Raw genomic sequence first — 16,857 nt, forward strand, 5'->3', positions numbered from 1 at the left:
CTTACACGTTAGCTGTATATCATATCTCAACGCAAAAAAACTCCGAAGTTTTTCGGAGTTTGATGGTTTATGGCTTTGATTTGATCGGCATACCCGTTCTTAGAAATCCCTTTGTCTCAACACCGCCTAATCCTTCTTTACCTGTTAAGGTGTTTCGGAGGACGTCCATGACGTTTACACGGTCCATAAAAGACGTCAAGCTAATCTTTGAGACAATATAGACCGGATCGAGCGCATGGATATTTATACGAGCAGGAGAGCTAGCAAAATTTGAGCCTACTTTTATTAACGATTCAAAATGGGACTGACAGGCACCCGCAAAAATCATTAAGTGATCAAGGTGCGTATATTTTCTTCTCACTTCACGAACGGTTCTAACGAAATATTTGGTATGACGATACGCATTCACATCTGACACATCGCCTTTTGACTTCATATACGCATCGTGACCCGTGATAACAAGAATATCAGGTCTTACCTCATCCACGAGCGCAGGAACTTTCTCAGGCATTTCTGATTCCTTCATATGAATGCCATACACAGGCACTCCCAGCTTCTTATAAAGCTCCAAACATTTATTTAAGTATAAAGGGTCTCCGTCAATATGAAGTACTCTACCAGGAAGCTCAAAGTAGGATTGGTCATATTGATATCCGTTCGTCGATAAATACTCTCTCTTCTGCCTTAATAAATAATAGTCCTGCCTGAATAATTTTAATGAAGACTCTTCTTTTTCTTTTTCCACTTGCCTATGTTCAGACATATGCTTGTCATCAACGACAAATAAGTCATCGACAGGAGCATCTGCCCATAGTCTGAGCTCTTCTCCAGCAAGTTCAGCAATCGTCCGATCCTCGCTGAATCCTACAACCCGAAATAGTAAATCTCGTTTGTAAGAGTTTCGGCTTACAATTGATCCAATCTCTAGTTTCATTTTACTCCCCCTATTCGGAGTAACAAGCTCCATAGCTCCCACTGTTCCTTTTATAAGGTTATGTGTGAGATGGGGGAAAAATGAGGTTTATTTTACGAGAGGTAAAAGAGCGTCTGCTAATTTACCAAATTCCTCAATAGAGAGGGTCTCTCCTCTACGCTTCGGATCGATATCGATCGATTCTAAGATCGCTTGGAGCTCTTCTTTCTTATCTTTTGGAACGAGCTGGCTTGTCAGGTTGTTCCATAGTGTCTTTCTTCTTTGTGCAAAAGATGATCTCACGACATGAAAGAAGAAATCTTCGTCCTTTACGGAAACTGCCGGTTCTTTTCGTAGTGTCAGCTTAATGACAGATGAATCCACATTAGGAGCTGGCACAAATACGGTCTTCGGTACCTTGATCATCGTTTCAGCTGTTGCGTAATATTGGATGGCGATAGACAACGAGTTATAATCCTTCGTACCAGGTGAAGCTGCAAGACGGTCAGCAACCTCTTTTTGAATCATACATACGATGCCTCGAATCGGAAGCTTGTCTTGGAGAAGTTTCATAATAATTGGTGTAGTAACGTAATAAGGCAAGTTCGCGACAACCATTAAATCTTGGCCTTCTTCAAAGTGTTCTTTAATAACAGCATGAATATCCGCTTTTAGTACATCACTATGGATGACATCTACATGTGGATAAGGAGCTAACGTTTCTTCTAATATAGGTAGAAGGCGTTGGTCAATCTCAAACGCCACTGCTTTTTTTGATGATCTTGCGATAAACTCCGTTAATGCTCCGATTCCAGGACCAATTTCAATGACTCCTGAGTTCTCTGTTAAGTCTGCAGCATTTACGATATTGTTTAAGATATTGCGATCGATCAAGAAATTTTGACCCAGACTCTTTTTAAACGTAAAGCCGTGCTTCTCGAGTATGGCTTTCGTCGATTGCGGAGTCGATATATCTTTTCTCATATGCCTTTATTCCTCCTCATTCTTATAAAGCGCCTTTAAAGCCTGCTCAAATTCCTCTGGAGTGACTCTGAACATATTTAGACGTTTATGTAACTGTTTCGCATTCATATAACCTAAACGCAGCTCTCTTCCGATCACTTCACGTCTATGTTTTGAATCTGATCCGCCCGTTAATCCTGCGGCCATCAGATCTTCCCATGAGATCAACTCATCTTCTACTTCTAATAGTTCTTCTCTAACGTGTTCAAGCGCATCGACTATGGCTTCTCGTGACGCATGTTCTACTCCGACACCCTTATCTCCCTTTGCGATGGCATCAGCTTTTTCTAAGTAAGCGTGTTTACAGCCTGGCACATGCTCCGAAATGATTTCACGTATTCGCTTGCCTGGAAAATCAGGGTCCGTAAAAACAATGATCCCTCGAGTCTCATGTGCTCTTTTGATGCGATTTAACGTATCGATGCTAATTTCTGAACCATTTGTTTCTATTGTATCTGCCAATACAGATCGTTTTATAGCAAGGGTATCGCTTTTTCCTTCAACGACAATAATTTCTTTAATTTTTTTCATGATTTCCTCCAAAACGGTGAAACCTTTTTAGGTATTGCAACGTCTAATGTATTGAACGACAAAACATCTTTTACTAGTATACCCCAGGCGTCAAGAAAGTCTAGGTCTACACAGTATTGAGGATCGTTTTGTTATCTCTTTGTCCCTGCGCACAAAAAAGCACAGGGATTTTTTCCCCATGCTTTCAAAGTTAATTAATGATACGAATTTTAACTGATTTTCTTCCCCAAGACTCTGCTTGTGATTGAGAAGCAAAGAATACGTCAATCTTGTTACCCTTAATCGCTCCTCCAGTATCTGAAGCAATAGCATAACCATATCCTTCAACATACACTTTTGAGCCAAGCGGAATCACACTAGGATCGACTGCGATAACTTTCGCATTTGGATTTGATTTTAAATTAAACCCAGTAGCCGTAATTCCTGAGCAACCAGCACAATTAGCTGTATAAGCTGTACTTGTTACCGTTATTTCTCGTCCGCCAGAACTGCTTGATGCGGATGCGGATTGGCTACGAGATACAACTGGCTGTGGTTTTGGCTGTGCCTTCGTCCCAACAGCAACAATTTTATCTGAGCTATCTGATAACGTTTTTTCACTGATCAGTTTTCTGGAAATCTCTTTGCCGTTTTCCATAACAACTTCAAAGCGCTTTTCACGTTTACCTTTTTTCCCATCTTGCACGACACGCTCTTTACCTTTCGTTAACGCGCTATCTTTACGGTTAACAACAGCAAACGGTGTTTCTTCTTCCACTACATCGGTGACCTTTTCTACTCGGATGACTTCAACCTGCGTTTTGCCAGTAATTTTATCTGACTTAGCAGGTGTAACTCGATCAATTTCACCTAAAGATACCTTTTGTTGCTTCAAAAGGTCAGCGACGGTAGTCGAAGTGGTCCAAACTTGTTGAGCTTTTCCGCCTACAACAAGCTTAACCGGGAATGCTGATTCAATTTGGATCTTTCCTTGATCCTTAATATCAGCAGTCAGATTTGGCTTAATAGAATCATGCTCTTTTAACGTTAGCTGCTGTTCTTTAACGAATTGTTCAACAGTCTTCGCTGTCGTCCATATCGTCTTTTCCTTGCCGTTCACGGTAAGGTTGATCTCTTTTGCTTGTAAATAATCAATCTTCATGTTGTCAGTCACCTTGGCGTCAAGACCTGGTTTAACTGAATCATGCTGAGTTATGTTTATGTTTTGTTCGCTTAATAGTTCTCTAACTGTGTTAGCATGCGTGTTCACTTCTGTTTTCTTTCCGTCTTGAATTAGCGTCACATTAGCTTTCGTAGTTTCATAACCTACGAACCCACAAGTTACGGCTAAAACGAAAAGAGCAACGATGGAAAGATAAACTTTCTTGTTCGTGAAACGCGAGAACAAAGCTGTAATTTTCCTATTCATTCAATTTCCTCCCCTACAAGGACTGCATTATAAATATCTTTTTTCTCTCTGTCAAATCACCCTCCTTTTCGCCATGAATTGACCCAAGGCCATTATGAGCGGAAAAGAAGAAAAAAAGAAAGGAAAACCGTTTGACAAATTTCCTTTCTCTTTTGTCAATTCTTGAAAGATTAACGCGATATTTCTCATGCTTTGATAGTTTCCGACAACATCCCCTATCGGTTCATGTTAAAAATTCGGAACGCGTTGTCGGATGTTTTCTCTATGATGTCTTCAAGTGGAAGATCTTTTAATTCAGAAAGTGTTTCTGCAACATACTTTACATAAGATGGTTCATTTCTTTTTCCTCTTAACGGATGAGGGCTTAAATACGGACAATCTGTTTCAATCAAGAGCCGGTCCATCGGAATTTCAGTAGCGACTTCCTTAACCTTCTTAGCATTCTTGAACGTTACTGGTCCACCAAAGCTTATGTAAAAATTCATATCCATGCATTGACGTGCAACTTCTATGCTACCGCTATAGCAGTGCATAATTCCGCCAACTTCATGGGCTTCTTCCTCTTTCAATATGTCTACAACATCTTGCGTTGCTTCACGGTTATGAATAACAATCGGAAGCTTCACTTTTTTAGCAAGTCGAATCTGGCGTCGGAAAACTTCTTTTTGAACATCAGCAGGCGACTTGTCCCAATGGTAATCCAATCCCATCTCGCCAAGGGCGACAACTTTTGGGTGTGCTGCTAGTTCTTCAATCCAATCCAGATCTTCATCAGTCATGTCGATTGCATCTACTGGATGCCAACCTACACAAGCATAGATAAAGTCATACTGTTCTGCCAGTTGCATCGCACCTTTAATGGTTTCACGATCAAAACCGACAACAACTATATGGGTTACACCTTCATCTAACGCTCTCTGAATCACTGCCTCGCGGTCTTCTTCAAACTGTGTAGCATTTAAATGTGCATGTGTGTCAAACATAGTGTACATCCTTTCAACTTTACAAATCTTATCACATTTTCCATTCATTCGGGTAACAGTAGCATTACAAGTTAGTTACAACGTAGGTTAAAAGTCCTATCTTTGACAGTAAAATTACAGGAAATGACTGCCAAATGAACTAAAAATGACAAAAAAGCGGGGAATTGCTCCCCGCTTTTTGTGTTTATTTTACTTTTGAACCGTTTGGAAGTGACGGGTCAACGGTAGCTAGTGTTAACTGACCATCAGAAGATCCAGCCAGGATCATTCCTTGAGAAAGTTCGCCACGTAATTTAACTGGTTTCAGGTTTGTTACGCAGATCACTTTTTGTCCCACAAGGTCTTCTGGCTTGTAGTACTGTGCAATGCCAGACACTACTTGACGCTTTTCATAGCCTAGATCTAATTGAAGCTTTAATAACTTATCTGCTTTCTTTACAGGTTCTGCTTCTATTACAGTTGCTACACGAAGATCCACTTTCATGAAGTCATCAATTGAGATTTCTGGTTTCTCGTCTACAGCTGGTACTTCTTCTTTCTTTGGTTCTTCTGCTACAGGAGCCGAAGAGCCACCCATTGAATTCTTAATGTATTCTACTTCTACTTCTGTCTCTAAACGAGGGAAGATCGGGTCACCCTTTTCAACCTTTGTCTTTGCAGGGATAGCACCGAACTCTTTTAAAGAATCCCACTCAGTAAGACTCTTGTCAGTAAAACCTAACTGACTCCAGATTTTCGCTGGTGTTTCTGTCATGAATGGCTGGATCAACACAGAAACAATGCGGATCGACTCTGCTAGATGATACATAACACTTCCGAGCTCAGCACTTTTTGCTTCATCTTTCGCTAATACCCATGGCTGCGTCTCATCAATATATTTGTTCGTACGGCTGACTAACTGCCAGATTGTTGAAAGCGCAATGGAGAACTCTAGTTTTTCCATGGCTTCTTCAGTTTTTCTAACCGTTTCTAGCGCAAATTCTTGAAGTGTTCCGTCAAACTCAGTCACTTTTCCTTCATATGAAGGGATTTCTCCATCGAAGTACTTACCGATCATAGCAATCGTACGGTTGAGCAAGTTACCCAAATCGTTTGCAAGATCAGCGTTTACTCGATCAACAAAGCTCTCTGGCGTGAACACACCATCTGAACCAAATGGAACTTCACGAAGCAAGTAGTATCGAAGCGGATCTAATCCGTAGCGATCGATCAGAACATTAGGATCCACTACATTTCCTTTGGACTTAGACATCTTGCCATCTTTCATCAAGAGCCATCCGTGTGCAATAACTTGTTTCGGTAGAGGTAGATCTAACGCCATCAACATGATCGGCCAATAGATCGTGTGGAAGCGAACGATCTCTTTACTCATCAAGTGAACATCAGCCGGCCAATACTGTTTGAACTTCTCTTCGTTCTCACTGCCATATCCTAGTGCCGTAATATAATTAGACAAAGCGTCAATCCACACATAGATGACATGCTTCGGATTTCCTGGCACTTTTACTCCCCAATCAAAAGAAGTACGCGAAACAGCGAGATCTTCTAACCCAGGCTTGATAAAGTTGTTGATCATCTCCCGCTTACGTGACTCTGGGAAAATAAATGATGGATTTTCTTCATAATAAGCTAATAAGCGATCTGCATATTTACTCATGCGGAAGAAGTAGCTTTCTTCTTTAACTTTCTTCACTTCACGGCCGCAATCCGGACATTTCCCATCTTCAAGCTGACGCTCAGTAAAGAAAGATTCACAATCCGTACAATACCAACCTTCATATTCACTTAGATAGATATCATCTTGATCTAAAAGCTGCTGAAAAATCTTTTCGACAGATTTCTTATGTCTGTCCTCTGTTGTACGGATGTAATCATCATATGAAATGTCCATCTTTTTCCACAGGGCCTTAATATCGTCAACAATGCCGTCTACGTATTTTAGAGGATGAAGGCCTTGTTCGTTTGCTTTCTTTTGAATCTTCTCTCCGTGTTCATCCGTTCCTGTTAGATACATAACGTCAAAGCCTCTAAGACGCTTGTATCGAGCCATCGCATCTCCAGCTGTTGTTGTGTATGCATGACCGATATGAAGTTTGCCACTTGGGTAATAAATAGGTGTTGTAATATAGAATGTTGGTTTCGCCATCCTAGTCGCCTCCTCAAAATAGTAACCTTTTTATAGTAAAGAAAACTTGGCTGACGCCACATCTTTCGCGTCAGCCTTAGTTGCGCTTATACTGTCTTCCTGAACTTGTGTCACATCGAAATACATCGTGCTATTTCTGATAGTGGAAAAAAAGCCCCTCCATTTAGGGACTATTGGTTCTTTACATTTAGGAAAAATATAACTGTTACGGGAAATGTATCTTTTTACAATATTATAAGAAACTGTTTGCATTAGGACATAAAAGTAAAAAAGTAAGCGAAAGATTTCTATGTAAATACTTTCATTATTCTCTTTTCTTCCTTCAAAATATACCTAATGCATGGAAAGCGTGTCAAGGCATACTAGCTGATGGACGGAAAGGAAAATTGGATAGTATTTTTTCGTTGTTAGTTTTGTCGAAATTTGACGTATTATTTTAGCAATATTTCCAGTTAAATATTTTCATCTTTTACACATTCTTGAATTTTTTATGACAATATATGAATATATCTTCCAATTCAGGGTTTTGGAAGTATTATAATATGGGTATAGTCTAGTAAAATCAATGGTAAAAGACAATAAAATGTTTAAGTCAAAACTATTGACGACAATTGGAAATCTTGGTAAGATGTTCTCGTAGGATTTTGTCGAATTCTGACGATTTAAATAGATAGGGAAATCTTTTATATATTTGAGAGGAGAGATTTTATTATGAAATCTACAGGAATTGTACGTAAGGTGGACGAACTAGGACGTGTCGTTATTCCAATCGAATTACGCCGTACTTTAGGAATTGCAGAGAAAGATGCTTTAGAAATTTATGTTGATGATGACCGTATCATCCTTAAGAAATACAAGCCAAACATGACTTGTGCAGTAACTGGTGAAGTTTCTGATGATAACTACACAGTTGCAGGCGGAAAGATCATCCTTAGCCGTGAAGGTGCTAAAGAAGTAATGGAAGAGCTTCAAAAGCAACTTCAAACATCAAAATAAGCCTAAAAAACAAGAGCCTTCGCTTTAGAAGGCTCTTTTCCTTTGTTTAAGTTTAATCTTCGTTTCTCTTGAAAGTGATTGATTTCCGTTTCAGGTGCTCGCTTTCCGCGGGGCAGGCGGTGAGCCACATTCTTAACGTTTCACTTTTAAGTGTCTCACCTGCCCACCTGTCCCGCAGGAGTCTCGCACCTTACACTCCAATCAACTATTCAATGAAGAAATAAAAGATATAAAACAACAACCTTAAAAAAGATAAAGCATTCTTAGGCTGTTATTGATGATTGTAAACTCAGCTTTTTCGAACCTCTTCCTTATAGCCTACAACTTATAGCCTACAGCCCGTGATACTCTTGGTAGACTTCCCGCTTTGGTACGTTTCGGTCTACTGCTGCTAATTTTATGGCTTCTTTTGGTTTTTCGCCTTTTTCTACGTAATGTTCTACGTGATCTTTTACTGATAAAGGTTCCCACCATTGTTCTTGCTCTTCTGCCTCGAATTCTTTATTTCCACTGCCTTCTACTACTAAACAGAATTCTCCTCGGATTTCTGTGTCTCCTTGACTGAAGAACTCTGATACTTCTTGTAAGGTTCCGCGAGTGATTTCTTCGTATTTTTTTGTGAGTTCTCGAACGACAGCGATGTTTCGATTTTCTAGAACGCCGCTCATGGCTTGAAGTGTTTCTTTTAGACGGTGTGGCGCTTCATAGAAAAGAAGGGTAGATGGAAATCGTTTTAGATTTTCCAGTTCTAGCTTTTTTTCTTTTTTTCCACGTGGTAGAAAACCGTAGAACGTAAACAATTCGGTATTGAGTCCTGATGCAACAAGTGCAGGCAGTGCCGCGTTTGCTCCTGGCAGCGGGATAACGGGTATGCGCTCGTCTACGCATTGAACGACTAATTCATAACCCGGGTCTGAAACACCAGGCATCCCTGCATCTGTAACAAGCGCAATCTGCTTTCCTTCTTTTAATTCTTCTAACAGCTTTTTACCGCTCTGCTGTTTATTATGGTCATGATAGCTTGTTAAGGGTGTGCTGATTTCAAAGTGGTTGCATAGTTTTTTTGTTTGTCTTGTATCTTCTGCTGCGATCACATCGGATTCTTTTAGTATACGAATCGCGCGATATGTCATGTCTTCCAAATTGCCGATCGGTGTTGGAACTAAGTACAGCATGCCGCTTTCTATATCACTGCTGTAACTCTTTTGCTGCCACATACGAAACACTTCCCTCTTTTATCATTCTTTCTTTTTGAGCCCGGTTAAGCTTTTTCACTGCAAACTCCATACGCATCGCTTCTTGTTTGGTAGGAAAAGTCGCTTGAAAGACAAGCTTTAATGGACCTCTACCTCTCGTATACTTCGCGCCTTTTCCTTCTTCGTGCTTTTTAAGGCGTTTTTCTAAATCATTCGTATACCCCGTATAATAACTTCCGTCCTTACATTCGAGAATATATAGAAAATGCGTATTATTCTCCATCTTCGCCATAGAACATCCTCTTTAACTGTTCCGTGTATTGCCCGTCTTCCCCATACACCGTAATAGGAGGGAGAATATGAAGATCTGGTTTGCCATTCTTCATTCCTTCTATTAAAAGCATGTTCGCTTCACTTCCAACTTTCGGATAGATCAGCTGCAGTTTTTTCGGTTCAAGTTTATACTCTCTCATATAAGCTAAAATCTCCATAAGCCTGTTCGGCCGATGAACCATTGCAACTTTGCCACCTTGTTTTACGAGCTGACTGCTCACTCGAATCACATCTTCTAGTGAACAGTGAATCTCGTGACGCGCGATAGCAAGGTGCTCGTTCTGGTTAAAATCTTCTTCATGTACAGATGGGAAATATGGAGGATTACAAGTGAGGGCATCGAAGGCACCATAGCCATATGTAGCTGGAGCGTCTTTAATATCAGCTAAGTCCATCTGGATCTGTTCTTCTAAATGATTTAACGCTACACTCCTCGTCGCCATACTGTGCAATCTTTCCTGAATCTCCACACCCGTAATTTTTGCTTTAGACCGCTTGCTTAACAAAAGAGCAACTGCACCGTTACCGCTGCAAAGATCAATAATCTTACCCTTTTGAATCGGAACCCAAGCAAAACGACTTAATAAAACGGCATCAAGTGAAAAAGAAAAAACAGAGGGGCTTTGTATGATTTTTAAATCTTCATGTACTAAAAAATCAATTCGTTCATCTTGCATTAGATCACTCACAGCACTTCCCTCTCTTTCTTCTATATAATAGGTTAATCTTTTTAATGATTCTTGATTTTAGTGCGTAAAAAAAGAATGATTACTCCTGGAATGTTATCTTCAAGGATATAGGTACAGTTTCGGGTCCCAAAACTGATCATGTTTATATACTTAGGGAGCATTCAGTTCGTCCAATCCAGAAGTTTTCATACCTAATCCAAAAATTTCGACCGTTTATCCACGAGAGTTGGCTCTCAATCCAAAAGTTTTCGCTGTTTATCCACGAGTCTACAATCGTCGACAAATTCCGTCAGCTACTACCTCTCACTTACCCTAGCTCAACGCTTACCTCGCAATCAACCTTAATTGCCACAAACACTGCCATATAAAAAGAAGCCTTCCCATTTGGAAAGGCGTTTATTTCTTATTTAAAAATGAAAGACAAAACAAACAATCTCCCTCTGAACGTACACTGCCATAATGAAGGTTGCAAATGTGGAACCCTTCTTGGTAGAGCCGCGCCAGGTTATCATAACCTTCACCTATATCAGTAGGTTCTTTCTTGGCTTTAGAGGCTACAGACTTTTTAACAGAACTCCGTTTTTGATCGGCATTCAGCTTGTTTCGCAGATTTTCATTTTCCATCACGAGATGGTGGTTTTCTTCAATTAGTGCAGCCAAATGAGTCTTGAAATCTTCCAGTTGCTTTGACAGCACCGTGATTTGCTCTTCCATCTGTACTACGCGGGAAAATATTGTTTTCTTTTCCACGAATTCCACCTCTTTTACTCTGTGGCCTGACTGAATAATTCCTCTCTCTTACCAGCAGCAAGCTCGTCCAAAGTGAACTCTGTCGTTCTTTCCATGGCTGGAATGTTCACTTGAATGACCTTCTCTAGCAAGTTCAAGCCGACAACGCGACCAACACCATGAGGGGTCATAATCTCTTCACCAACATCAGGCATTTCTTCTTTAGCTTCTTCATAATAGTCGTTCTCATACTTCAAACAACACATCAAACGGCCGCAAAGCCCTGAAATTTTAGCAGGATTTAAAGAAAGGTTCTGATCTTTTGCCATCTTGATGGAGACTGGCTCAAAATCTCCAAGGAATGTTGAACAGCAAAGCATTCGCCCACACGGACCGATTCCGCCGAGCATCTTCGCTTCATCCCTAACACCGATCTGCCTGAGTTCGATTCTAGTACGGAAGATAGAAGCCAGGTCTTTGACCAACTCCCGGAAATCAATTCTTCCGTCTGCTGTGAAATAAAAGATGATCTTGTTACGATCGAACGTATATTCAACATCGACAAGCTTCATATCTAGCTTATGCTCGATGATTTTTTCCTCACAACTTTGAAACGCTTCCTTAGCGGCTGCTTTATTTTCTTCTACAGACAAAATGTCTTTCTGTGTCGCGAGCCGAACGACCTTTTTTAAAGGAAGAACAACATCATTCTCCCCGACTAGTTTCTTATCGATAACTACCTTGCCATATTCTATTCCACGCGCTGTTTCCACAATGACAAACGCGTCTTTTTTCACTTCAAGGTCGCCGGGGTCGAAATAATATACTTTACCCGCTTTTTTAAAGCGGATTCCCACTACCTCATACAAGGTTTTATCCCTCCCGTAATCGTAAAACCAACTGCTCCATCACCATCAAGGGGCTGACGTTGCTCCTGAGTCTAGCTTGAGCAGTCAGTATCGCTTGCAGGGCTTCACCCGTCTTTTTTTGCGAAGTGTGAAGAGCCTGCTGCTCTAATGCTTGAAGCTGATCGAAAAACACAACGTTTTCCGAGTTTGATAAATGTATAGATAAAAGATCTCGATACCAGATCAAAAGTAGATTTAAAGCTAAACGTAACTGATCTTTTTCTTTGAAAAAACTTAAATACTGATCTTGCAGTACAACAAGACAGTAATCTGGCCGGAGCCTCAAGTCCTCCGTTAATTGTATCACTTTGGCTCTTGCTTGTGCAAACCACTCTTCCCTACAAATTTCGAGTGCTTCCGCATAATCCGAAGTCAAAGAGGACGCTAACATAGCTACCGGCTTTGGTATATCTTCTTTTAGTAATTTTTCTAAAATCCCTTGTGGGGGAAGGGGTGAAAAGGTTAATGTCTGTGCTCTTGAACGAATCGTATCGAGCAAACGATGAACCTGTTCTGTTAAAAGAAGGGCAATCGTATCGCTTCCCGGCTCCTCTAAAAACTTTAACAGGCTGTTCGCGGCCTGAACGGTCATCTTATCAGCATGCTCAATAATGTACACCTTTTTCGAAGACTCCATCCCACTATAGGCAAACTCTTTTTGAAGTCCTCTTATCTGGTCGATCTTAATGTTTTGGCCATCAGGTGCGATGATATGCACATCAGGATGGTTGCCAGATGTAATCCTCTTGCAGTTCGGACAGCTTTCACAAGGGTTTCCATCCTCACTATTTCTGCAAAGAAACGTTTTAGCAAGAACCGTTGCAGTCGCCATCTTTCCTGTTCCATGAGCCCCTTCAAAAATATATGCATGAGCAAGGCGCTGTTTTCGTATACTGTTTTTTAATAATTTCACAACACGAGGCTGTGTTTTGCTGCACTCTTCCCAGCTCACCATATCTAACTCACCTACTACGTATATAAATTAACTAACAAGCCTTTAATTTCTCCGATTCTATCAAGCAGAGTGATCGAATCTTTCTCTTGGCTAAGAACAGCTTCTGTTAGCTGAATCAAATGTTCATCTACTTCTTTTACAAGTTTAAGGGTGCGCGATCTGCCTTGTTCGTTCCAGCTTTTATTCTGCTTAAGCTGCATACCGAAATCAACGGCTTCTTTTACAAAGCGTTGAACCAAGTTTTTATACAATTGCAGATCTCGTACCGTTTGTGATTGAAGCAGTCTCTTGCCTTGATTTTCTATATCACCTAACAGTCTTGTTAACTGTTCGGAATGCAACTTCTCACTTTGTTTGGATACAGCTTCACCAAAAGAAAGAGACGGCTTTTTCCCGATCTTTCCATCGTTCTGCTTCGTATCTAGAATGGGTCTTATATCTTGGCCAATTTTCATAATAACCCCTCAATATATTTAAAATTGCTGAAAGCTTTCAACAGGCAGAACAAATACCGTCGCCCCGCCTACTTCAACTTCGACCGGGTATGGCACATACGCATCTGCATTGCCGCCCATCGGTGAAACAGGTGCCACCATCTGATTACGGCTCTTGCAATTTTCCCGGATAATCTCCATCACATCATCGATTTGAGCATCTTCCACACCAATCATAAACGTTGTGTTCCCTGCTTTCAAAAATCCTCCTGTTGTTGCGAGTTTTGTAGCACGGTAGTTTTTATCAACAAGCGCATCTTGCAGTCGGTTGCTGTCTTTATCTTGAACAACGGCTATAATCATTTTCATGGCAAATGCCCCTCTCTACTTTTCCTTATGATTCGATATAAGTTGATCTAAATCCTTTACGATCTCTCCAAACACAGCATCAGGGCTCTGTTCACCGTTAATACGAACGATTCGCTCAGTTTGTCGTGAAAAGATTTGTGCAAATCCTTCTCTCACTCGTTCATGATAGGAGAGATCTTTTTGTTCGATTCGGTCTAAGTTCTCAGTTCCATATCGAGCTTTCATTCGTTCTTTACCAACTTGCGGAGATACATCTACAAAATAACTGCGGTCAGGTACAAGTCCACTCGTTGCGATATTGTTTACCTGTAGCACTCGTTCTTCACCTACACCAAGTCCAAATCCTTGGTAAGCGAGCGACGCGTCAACAAATCGATCACAGAGTACGACCTTTCCTTCCTCTAATGCAGGAAGGATTTTTTCATGTACATGCTGTGCACGCGAAGCCGCATAAAGCAGAACCTCTGTAAGATCATGCATTTCTTGGTGCTCAGGATCTAACACAAGTGCCCGTATCTTATCGCTGATATTTGTACCACCTGGTTCACGTGTTTGAATAAAGTCCACCTGATGTTTCCGTAAATATTCAGCAACCTTCGCGATTTGTGTTGTTTTTCCTGACCCGTCCGGCCCTTCTAAAGTTATAAATAAACCTTTCACTATTACTGCTCCTTACGTATGATCAAAAACATATATCACATGGTCCTCGGTAATTCCTTGGAACCGAGCACCCTTCTTTTTTAAAGTAGAATACTCATCTATATGTTTCGAAGTAATTTGTTCTCCTTTTGCAATGAGCGGAATTCCTGGAGGATAAGGAATAACTGCTTCTGCGGCTATCTTACCTTCTGAATCCATTATCGACTGAGGCTTTACTTGCAAACTTTTCATCTCTCTGTACGAAAGTGATAATCTGCTTACTGGAGACAGACCTTTTAGAGATTGATTCGTTCGTTGCCTCGTATCATAACGAGCGAGCTGAGCTGATATCTGTTCAAGTACCTTTTGTAAGTCCTTCATATCGTTCAGCGGACCTAGCGGCAATACAAACAAGACATTTCGGTCATCTGCTAACTCTGTAAACAATCCTTCTTTCTCGAATAATTCCTGAAGCTCATACCCTGATATTTCCCTATCTGACTGAACGGTAATCTTTAATGGATCAAGCTGATAACGAATTGGAGCCTTCATTACCTTTAAATAAGGAAGTGAATCAATATACTTCCTTAGTTCTTCAGATTGAGACAAGATACGTTTGATCACATCGTCATTTAGGTTTTCAAGGAATAGACGGCTAAGATCGAGTGAAGCCAAGATCAGATAAGATGGAGAACTAGACTGTACGACCTGGAGCGCATGCTTTAATCGGTGAATATCCACTCGTTCGCTATTTACATGTAAATAAGCGCCCATTGTTAGAGCCGGTAGAGTCTTATGCGCGGATTGCACAACGATATCTGCCCCTTTATGTATCGAGCTGATCGGCATATCCTTTAATCCGAAATGTGCTCCATGAGCTTCATCGACTAAGACAACTCCACCCACGCTATGTATAAAATCAGCAATTTCTTGAATGTCTTGCTGCATTCCATAATAAGTTGGATTAGTGAGGATGATGCCTTTCACGTTGGGATACTCTTCAACCGCTTGTTTGACCGTTTCAAGATGCACGCCTAATGGATACCCGCCCTCTTCATCCATTTCCGTATGAAGAAATACCGGTGTAACACCTGCTAACTCCAATCCATTCAACACAGATTTATGACAGTTGCGTTGTACCAGCACGATATCATCATCAATAAATGAAGAAAGGATCATGGCATGATTGCCACAAGTGCTTCCATTCACTAAAAAAAAGCTTTGTTTCACTTTATAATAGGACGCTAAAAGCTGTTGCGCTTCTAAAATTACGCCTTCAGGGTGGTGCAGGTCATCAAGTCCTGAAAGCTCTGTAACATCTAATGGTAAAACAGATTGAAAATGGGCTCTTGCCTTCTCTTCAAAAATTAATCCGTTCTTATGTCCCGGCACATGAAATGACCATTTATTTGTACGACTATGATTGATTAACGCTTCATAAAGCGGTGCATGTTTCATCACAAAAATCCCTTTGTTTTTTAAACATTTTTTGCTTTGATTACTCTCTTTATTCTATCACAGATTCTCACCCTACGAATTTACAGCAACAAAAAAACAGGCTGTTTGATAGCCTGTTTTCTTATGAAGACGCGTTTACTAACTTTAATTTTCTTAGTTGGGATAGATAATGTTTATAATATTCGTCATTGGTTTTCGCGGTTAGAATCTTATGCTCACATTCTTGGCAAATAAACTGATGAAGAATGTGTAACCCTCGATCTTTCTTCTCTTCACATACCATACAAATTTCCCCGTACTGTCGTGTCGCTTTCATTCTTCCACCTCCATAATTGCCATTGTTGCCAGATTAATTTATTCATATACGTTAATTCAGATTATTTTGGATACTCTATAAAATGTATGAGAATCTAGGCTTTGTTGTGTCTGTCTTTATTCAATTCATGAAAATAAACCAAGTTTGCGTCTTCATGGTCCTTAATCCCCGCTGTGATGCGGTTTAAAACCAAATGATGTGCTGGAAAGGCAAATTATTTGCTATTTTTAAAGTTTTGAGGATGTAGATATGTTTTTGCGCTGGATCGGGGATGGCATGATGTTGTGTTTTACTTGGATAATTGAATGGTTGAGTACTGTTTGAGTACATTAGAAAGGGATTTTGAAGGTTTAGCTGAAGAAGATTGGATGATTGAAGATGACTGCATGTCATATTCTTCCTTTTTTGGGGGTTTTGTGGGGGTTGAGAGGGTTTTGTGTGTTGTGGGAGTTCATGTTGGTCCTTGATGTATACGAGGCGGGGTATCTTCTTTTGCTAATTAAGTCTAGATGAATAAAATTAAGTCGAAATGGGAGTGAATTAAGTCGGAACGAACCTCAATTAAGTCTAAAATCAAAAATAAAGGCCGTTCGCTAAATCTCGACAACCGATTTCTGCCCGATCCAAGCTCTATACCCTCCACCTTTCACACCCCACTCACCTATAATCAGAAGTTTGGCATCCGCCAAATCACCTTATTCTTCTTTTAAAAGCACAAAAAAAGAAGATGGATTTTCATCCATCTTCCTCATTGCCTAGCGACGTCCTACTCTAACAGGGGGAAACCCCCAACTACCATCGGCGCTAAAGAGCTTAACTTCCGTGTTCGGT

Annotated in this window: 18 protein-coding genes and 1 rRNA gene; 1 reads left to right on the forward strand and 18 read right to left on the reverse strand. The window is 40.5% G+C overall.

Annotated elements, in window-relative coordinates:
• Window positions 1-67: 67 nt before the first annotated feature.
• The 6 genes from yabG to metG form a co-directional block, all read right to left on the reverse strand.
• The gene (gene yabG / locus I5J82_RS19950) at window positions 68-934 is read right to left on the reverse strand and encodes a sporulation peptidase YabG (RefSeq protein ID WP_066390493.1); all 867 of its coding nucleotides are present in this window, start codon (window positions 932-934) and stop codon (window positions 68-70) included.
• A gap of 87 nt (window positions 935-1,021) precedes the next feature.
• Window positions 1,022-1,897, reverse strand: coding sequence for a 16S rRNA (adenine(1518)-N(6)/adenine(1519)-N(6))-dimethyltransferase RsmA (rsmA, locus tag I5J82_RS19955; RefSeq protein ID WP_198769453.1), 876 nt, complete (start codon window positions 1,895-1,897; stop codon window positions 1,022-1,024).
• 6 nt (window positions 1,898-1,903) lie between these two features.
• Window positions 1,904-2,467, reverse strand: coding sequence for a ribonuclease M5 (gene rnmV, locus I5J82_RS19960; protein WP_198769454.1), 564 nt, complete (start codon window positions 2,465-2,467; stop codon window positions 1,904-1,906).
• Between the two features lie 190 nt (window positions 2,468-2,657).
• Window positions 2,658-3,875, reverse strand: coding sequence for a resuscitation-promoting factor (locus tag I5J82_RS20575; RefSeq protein WP_198769455.1), 1,218 nt, complete (start codon window positions 3,873-3,875; stop codon window positions 2,658-2,660).
• A gap of 215 nt (window positions 3,876-4,090) precedes the next feature.
• Complete coding sequence (locus I5J82_RS19970) at window positions 4,091-4,858, reverse strand: TatD family hydrolase (RefSeq protein ID WP_198769456.1); 768 nt, start codon at window positions 4,856-4,858, stop codon at window positions 4,091-4,093.
• Window positions 4,859-5,042: 184 nt separating this feature from the next.
• On the reverse strand, window positions 5,043-7,004 hold the full coding sequence (gene metG / locus I5J82_RS19975) for a methionine--tRNA ligase (protein WP_198769457.1): 1,962 nt from the start codon (window positions 7,002-7,004) through the stop codon (window positions 5,043-5,045).
• A gap of 711 nt (window positions 7,005-7,715) precedes the next feature.
• On the opposite strand from metG, the gene abrB reads away from it, so the two are divergent.
• Window positions 7,716-8,000, forward strand: coding sequence for a transition state genes transcriptional regulator AbrB (abrB, locus tag I5J82_RS19980; protein WP_066238107.1), 285 nt, complete (start codon window positions 7,716-7,718; stop codon window positions 7,998-8,000).
• A 332-nt stretch (window positions 8,001-8,332) separates the two neighbouring features.
• On the opposite strand, the gene rsmI is transcribed toward abrB, so the two are convergent.
• The 12 genes from rsmI to rrf form a co-directional block, all read right to left on the reverse strand.
• Window positions 8,333-9,217 carry a 16S rRNA (cytidine(1402)-2'-O)-methyltransferase gene (gene rsmI / locus I5J82_RS19985; RefSeq protein WP_198769458.1) on the reverse strand — a complete coding sequence of 295 codons (885 nt, stop codon included), beginning with the start codon at window positions 9,215-9,217 and terminating at the stop codon, window positions 8,333-8,335.
• Entirely contained in the window at window positions 9,189-9,479 is a 291-nt protein-coding gene (locus I5J82_RS19990; protein ID WP_198769466.1) for a GIY-YIG nuclease family protein, read from the reverse strand. Before I5J82_RS19990 ends, rsmI begins: the two co-directional genes overlap by 29 nt.
• Window positions 9,469-10,218: a tRNA1(Val) (adenine(37)-N6)-methyltransferase gene (locus I5J82_RS19995; protein ID WP_198769459.1), complete on the reverse strand. Its 750-nt coding sequence runs from the start codon at window positions 10,216-10,218 to the stop codon at window positions 9,469-9,471. The genes I5J82_RS19990 and I5J82_RS19995 overlap by 11 nt, the downstream gene beginning before the upstream one ends.
• Window positions 10,219-10,614: 396 nt before the next feature.
• Window positions 10,615-10,968: a DNA replication initiation control protein YabA gene (gene yabA / locus I5J82_RS20000; RefSeq protein WP_144704788.1), complete on the reverse strand. Its 354-nt coding sequence runs from the start codon at window positions 10,966-10,968 to the stop codon at window positions 10,615-10,617.
• Window positions 10,969-10,982: 14 nt separating this feature from the next.
• A complete protein-coding gene (locus tag I5J82_RS20005) occupies window positions 10,983-11,816 on the reverse strand; it encodes a PSP1 domain-containing protein (protein ID WP_197134515.1) in 834 nt (277 codons plus the stop codon).
• 4 nt (window positions 11,817-11,820) lie between these two features.
• Window positions 11,821-12,810: a DNA polymerase III subunit delta' gene (gene holB / locus I5J82_RS20010; protein WP_198769460.1), complete on the reverse strand. Its 990-nt coding sequence runs from the start codon at window positions 12,808-12,810 to the stop codon at window positions 11,821-11,823.
• A gap of 14 nt (window positions 12,811-12,824) precedes the next feature.
• Window positions 12,825-13,265 carry a YaaR family protein gene (locus I5J82_RS20015; RefSeq protein WP_144704784.1) on the reverse strand — a complete coding sequence of 147 codons (441 nt, stop codon included), beginning with the start codon at window positions 13,263-13,265 and terminating at the stop codon, window positions 12,825-12,827.
• Window positions 13,266-13,283: 18 nt separating this feature from the next.
• A complete protein-coding gene (locus I5J82_RS20020; protein WP_066390471.1) occupies window positions 13,284-13,613 on the reverse strand; it encodes a cyclic-di-AMP receptor in 330 nt (109 codons plus the stop codon).
• A gap of 15 nt (window positions 13,614-13,628) precedes the next feature.
• A complete protein-coding gene (gene tmk, locus I5J82_RS20025; RefSeq protein ID WP_198769461.1) occupies window positions 13,629-14,273 on the reverse strand; it encodes a dTMP kinase in 645 nt (214 codons plus the stop codon).
• A 12-nt stretch (window positions 14,274-14,285) separates the two neighbouring features.
• Entirely contained in the window at window positions 14,286-15,710 is a 1,425-nt protein-coding gene (locus I5J82_RS20030; protein WP_198769462.1) for an aminotransferase class I/II-fold pyridoxal phosphate-dependent enzyme, read from the reverse strand.
• A gap of 121 nt (window positions 15,711-15,831) precedes the next feature.
• Window positions 15,832-16,026 (reverse strand): sigma factor G inhibitor Gin, encoded by a 195-nt coding sequence (locus I5J82_RS20035; RefSeq protein WP_066390463.1) that lies wholly within the window; start codon window positions 16,024-16,026, stop codon window positions 15,832-15,834.
• A 753-nt stretch (window positions 16,027-16,779) separates the two neighbouring features.
• Window positions 16,780-16,857 (reverse strand): 5S ribosomal RNA (gene rrf / locus I5J82_RS20695); the annotation flags it as partial.

Origin of the sequence: Fictibacillus halophilus, from assembly GCF_016401385.1 — a bacterium.
Classification (GTDB): domain Bacteria; phylum Bacillota; class Bacilli; order Bacillales; family Fictibacillaceae; genus Fictibacillus; species Fictibacillus halophilus.

Coding starts and splice junctions, on each gene's coding strand:
- abrB (WP_066238107.1), top strand. CDS start 7,716: ATGAAATCTACAGGAATTGTACGTAAGGTGGACGAACTAGGACGTGTC.
- yabG (WP_066390493.1), bottom strand. CDS start 934: ATGAAACTAGAGATTGGATCAATTGTAAGCCGAAACTCTTACAAACGA.
- I5J82_RS20015 (WP_144704784.1), bottom strand. CDS start 13,265: ATGAAAATTGGCCAAGATATAAGACCCATTCTAGATACGAAGCAGAAC.
- I5J82_RS20035 (WP_066390463.1), bottom strand. CDS start 16,026: ATGAAAGCGACACGACAGTACGGGGAAATTTGTATGGTATGTGAAGAG.
- I5J82_RS19990 (WP_198769466.1), bottom strand. CDS start 9,479: ATGGAGAATAATACGCATTTTCTATATATTCTCGAATGTAAGGACGGA.
- rnmV (WP_198769454.1), bottom strand. CDS start 2,467: ATGAAAAAAATTAAAGAAATTATTGTCGTTGAAGGAAAAAGCGATACC.
- I5J82_RS20030 (WP_198769462.1), bottom strand. CDS start 15,710: ATGAAACATGCACCGCTTTATGAAGCGTTAATCAATCATAGTCGTACA.
- holB (WP_198769460.1), bottom strand. CDS start 12,810: ATGGTGAGCTGGGAAGAGTGCAGCAAAACACAGCCTCGTGTTGTGAAA.
- rsmA (WP_198769453.1), bottom strand. CDS start 1,897: ATGAGAAAAGATATATCGACTCCGCAATCGACGAAAGCCATACTCGAG.
- metG (WP_198769457.1), bottom strand. CDS start 7,004: ATGGCGAAACCAACATTCTATATTACAACACCTATTTATTACCCAAGT.
- I5J82_RS20020 (WP_066390471.1), bottom strand. CDS start 13,613: ATGAAAATGATTATAGCCGTTGTTCAAGATAAAGACAGCAACCGACTG.
- I5J82_RS19970 (WP_198769456.1), bottom strand. CDS start 4,858: ATGTTTGACACACATGCACATTTAAATGCTACACAGTTTGAAGAAGAC.
- I5J82_RS20575 (WP_198769455.1), bottom strand. CDS start 3,875: ATGAATAGGAAAATTACAGCTTTGTTCTCGCGTTTCACGAACAAGAAA.
- rsmI (WP_198769458.1), bottom strand. CDS start 9,217: ATGTGGCAGCAAAAGAGTTACAGCAGTGATATAGAAAGCGGCATGCTG.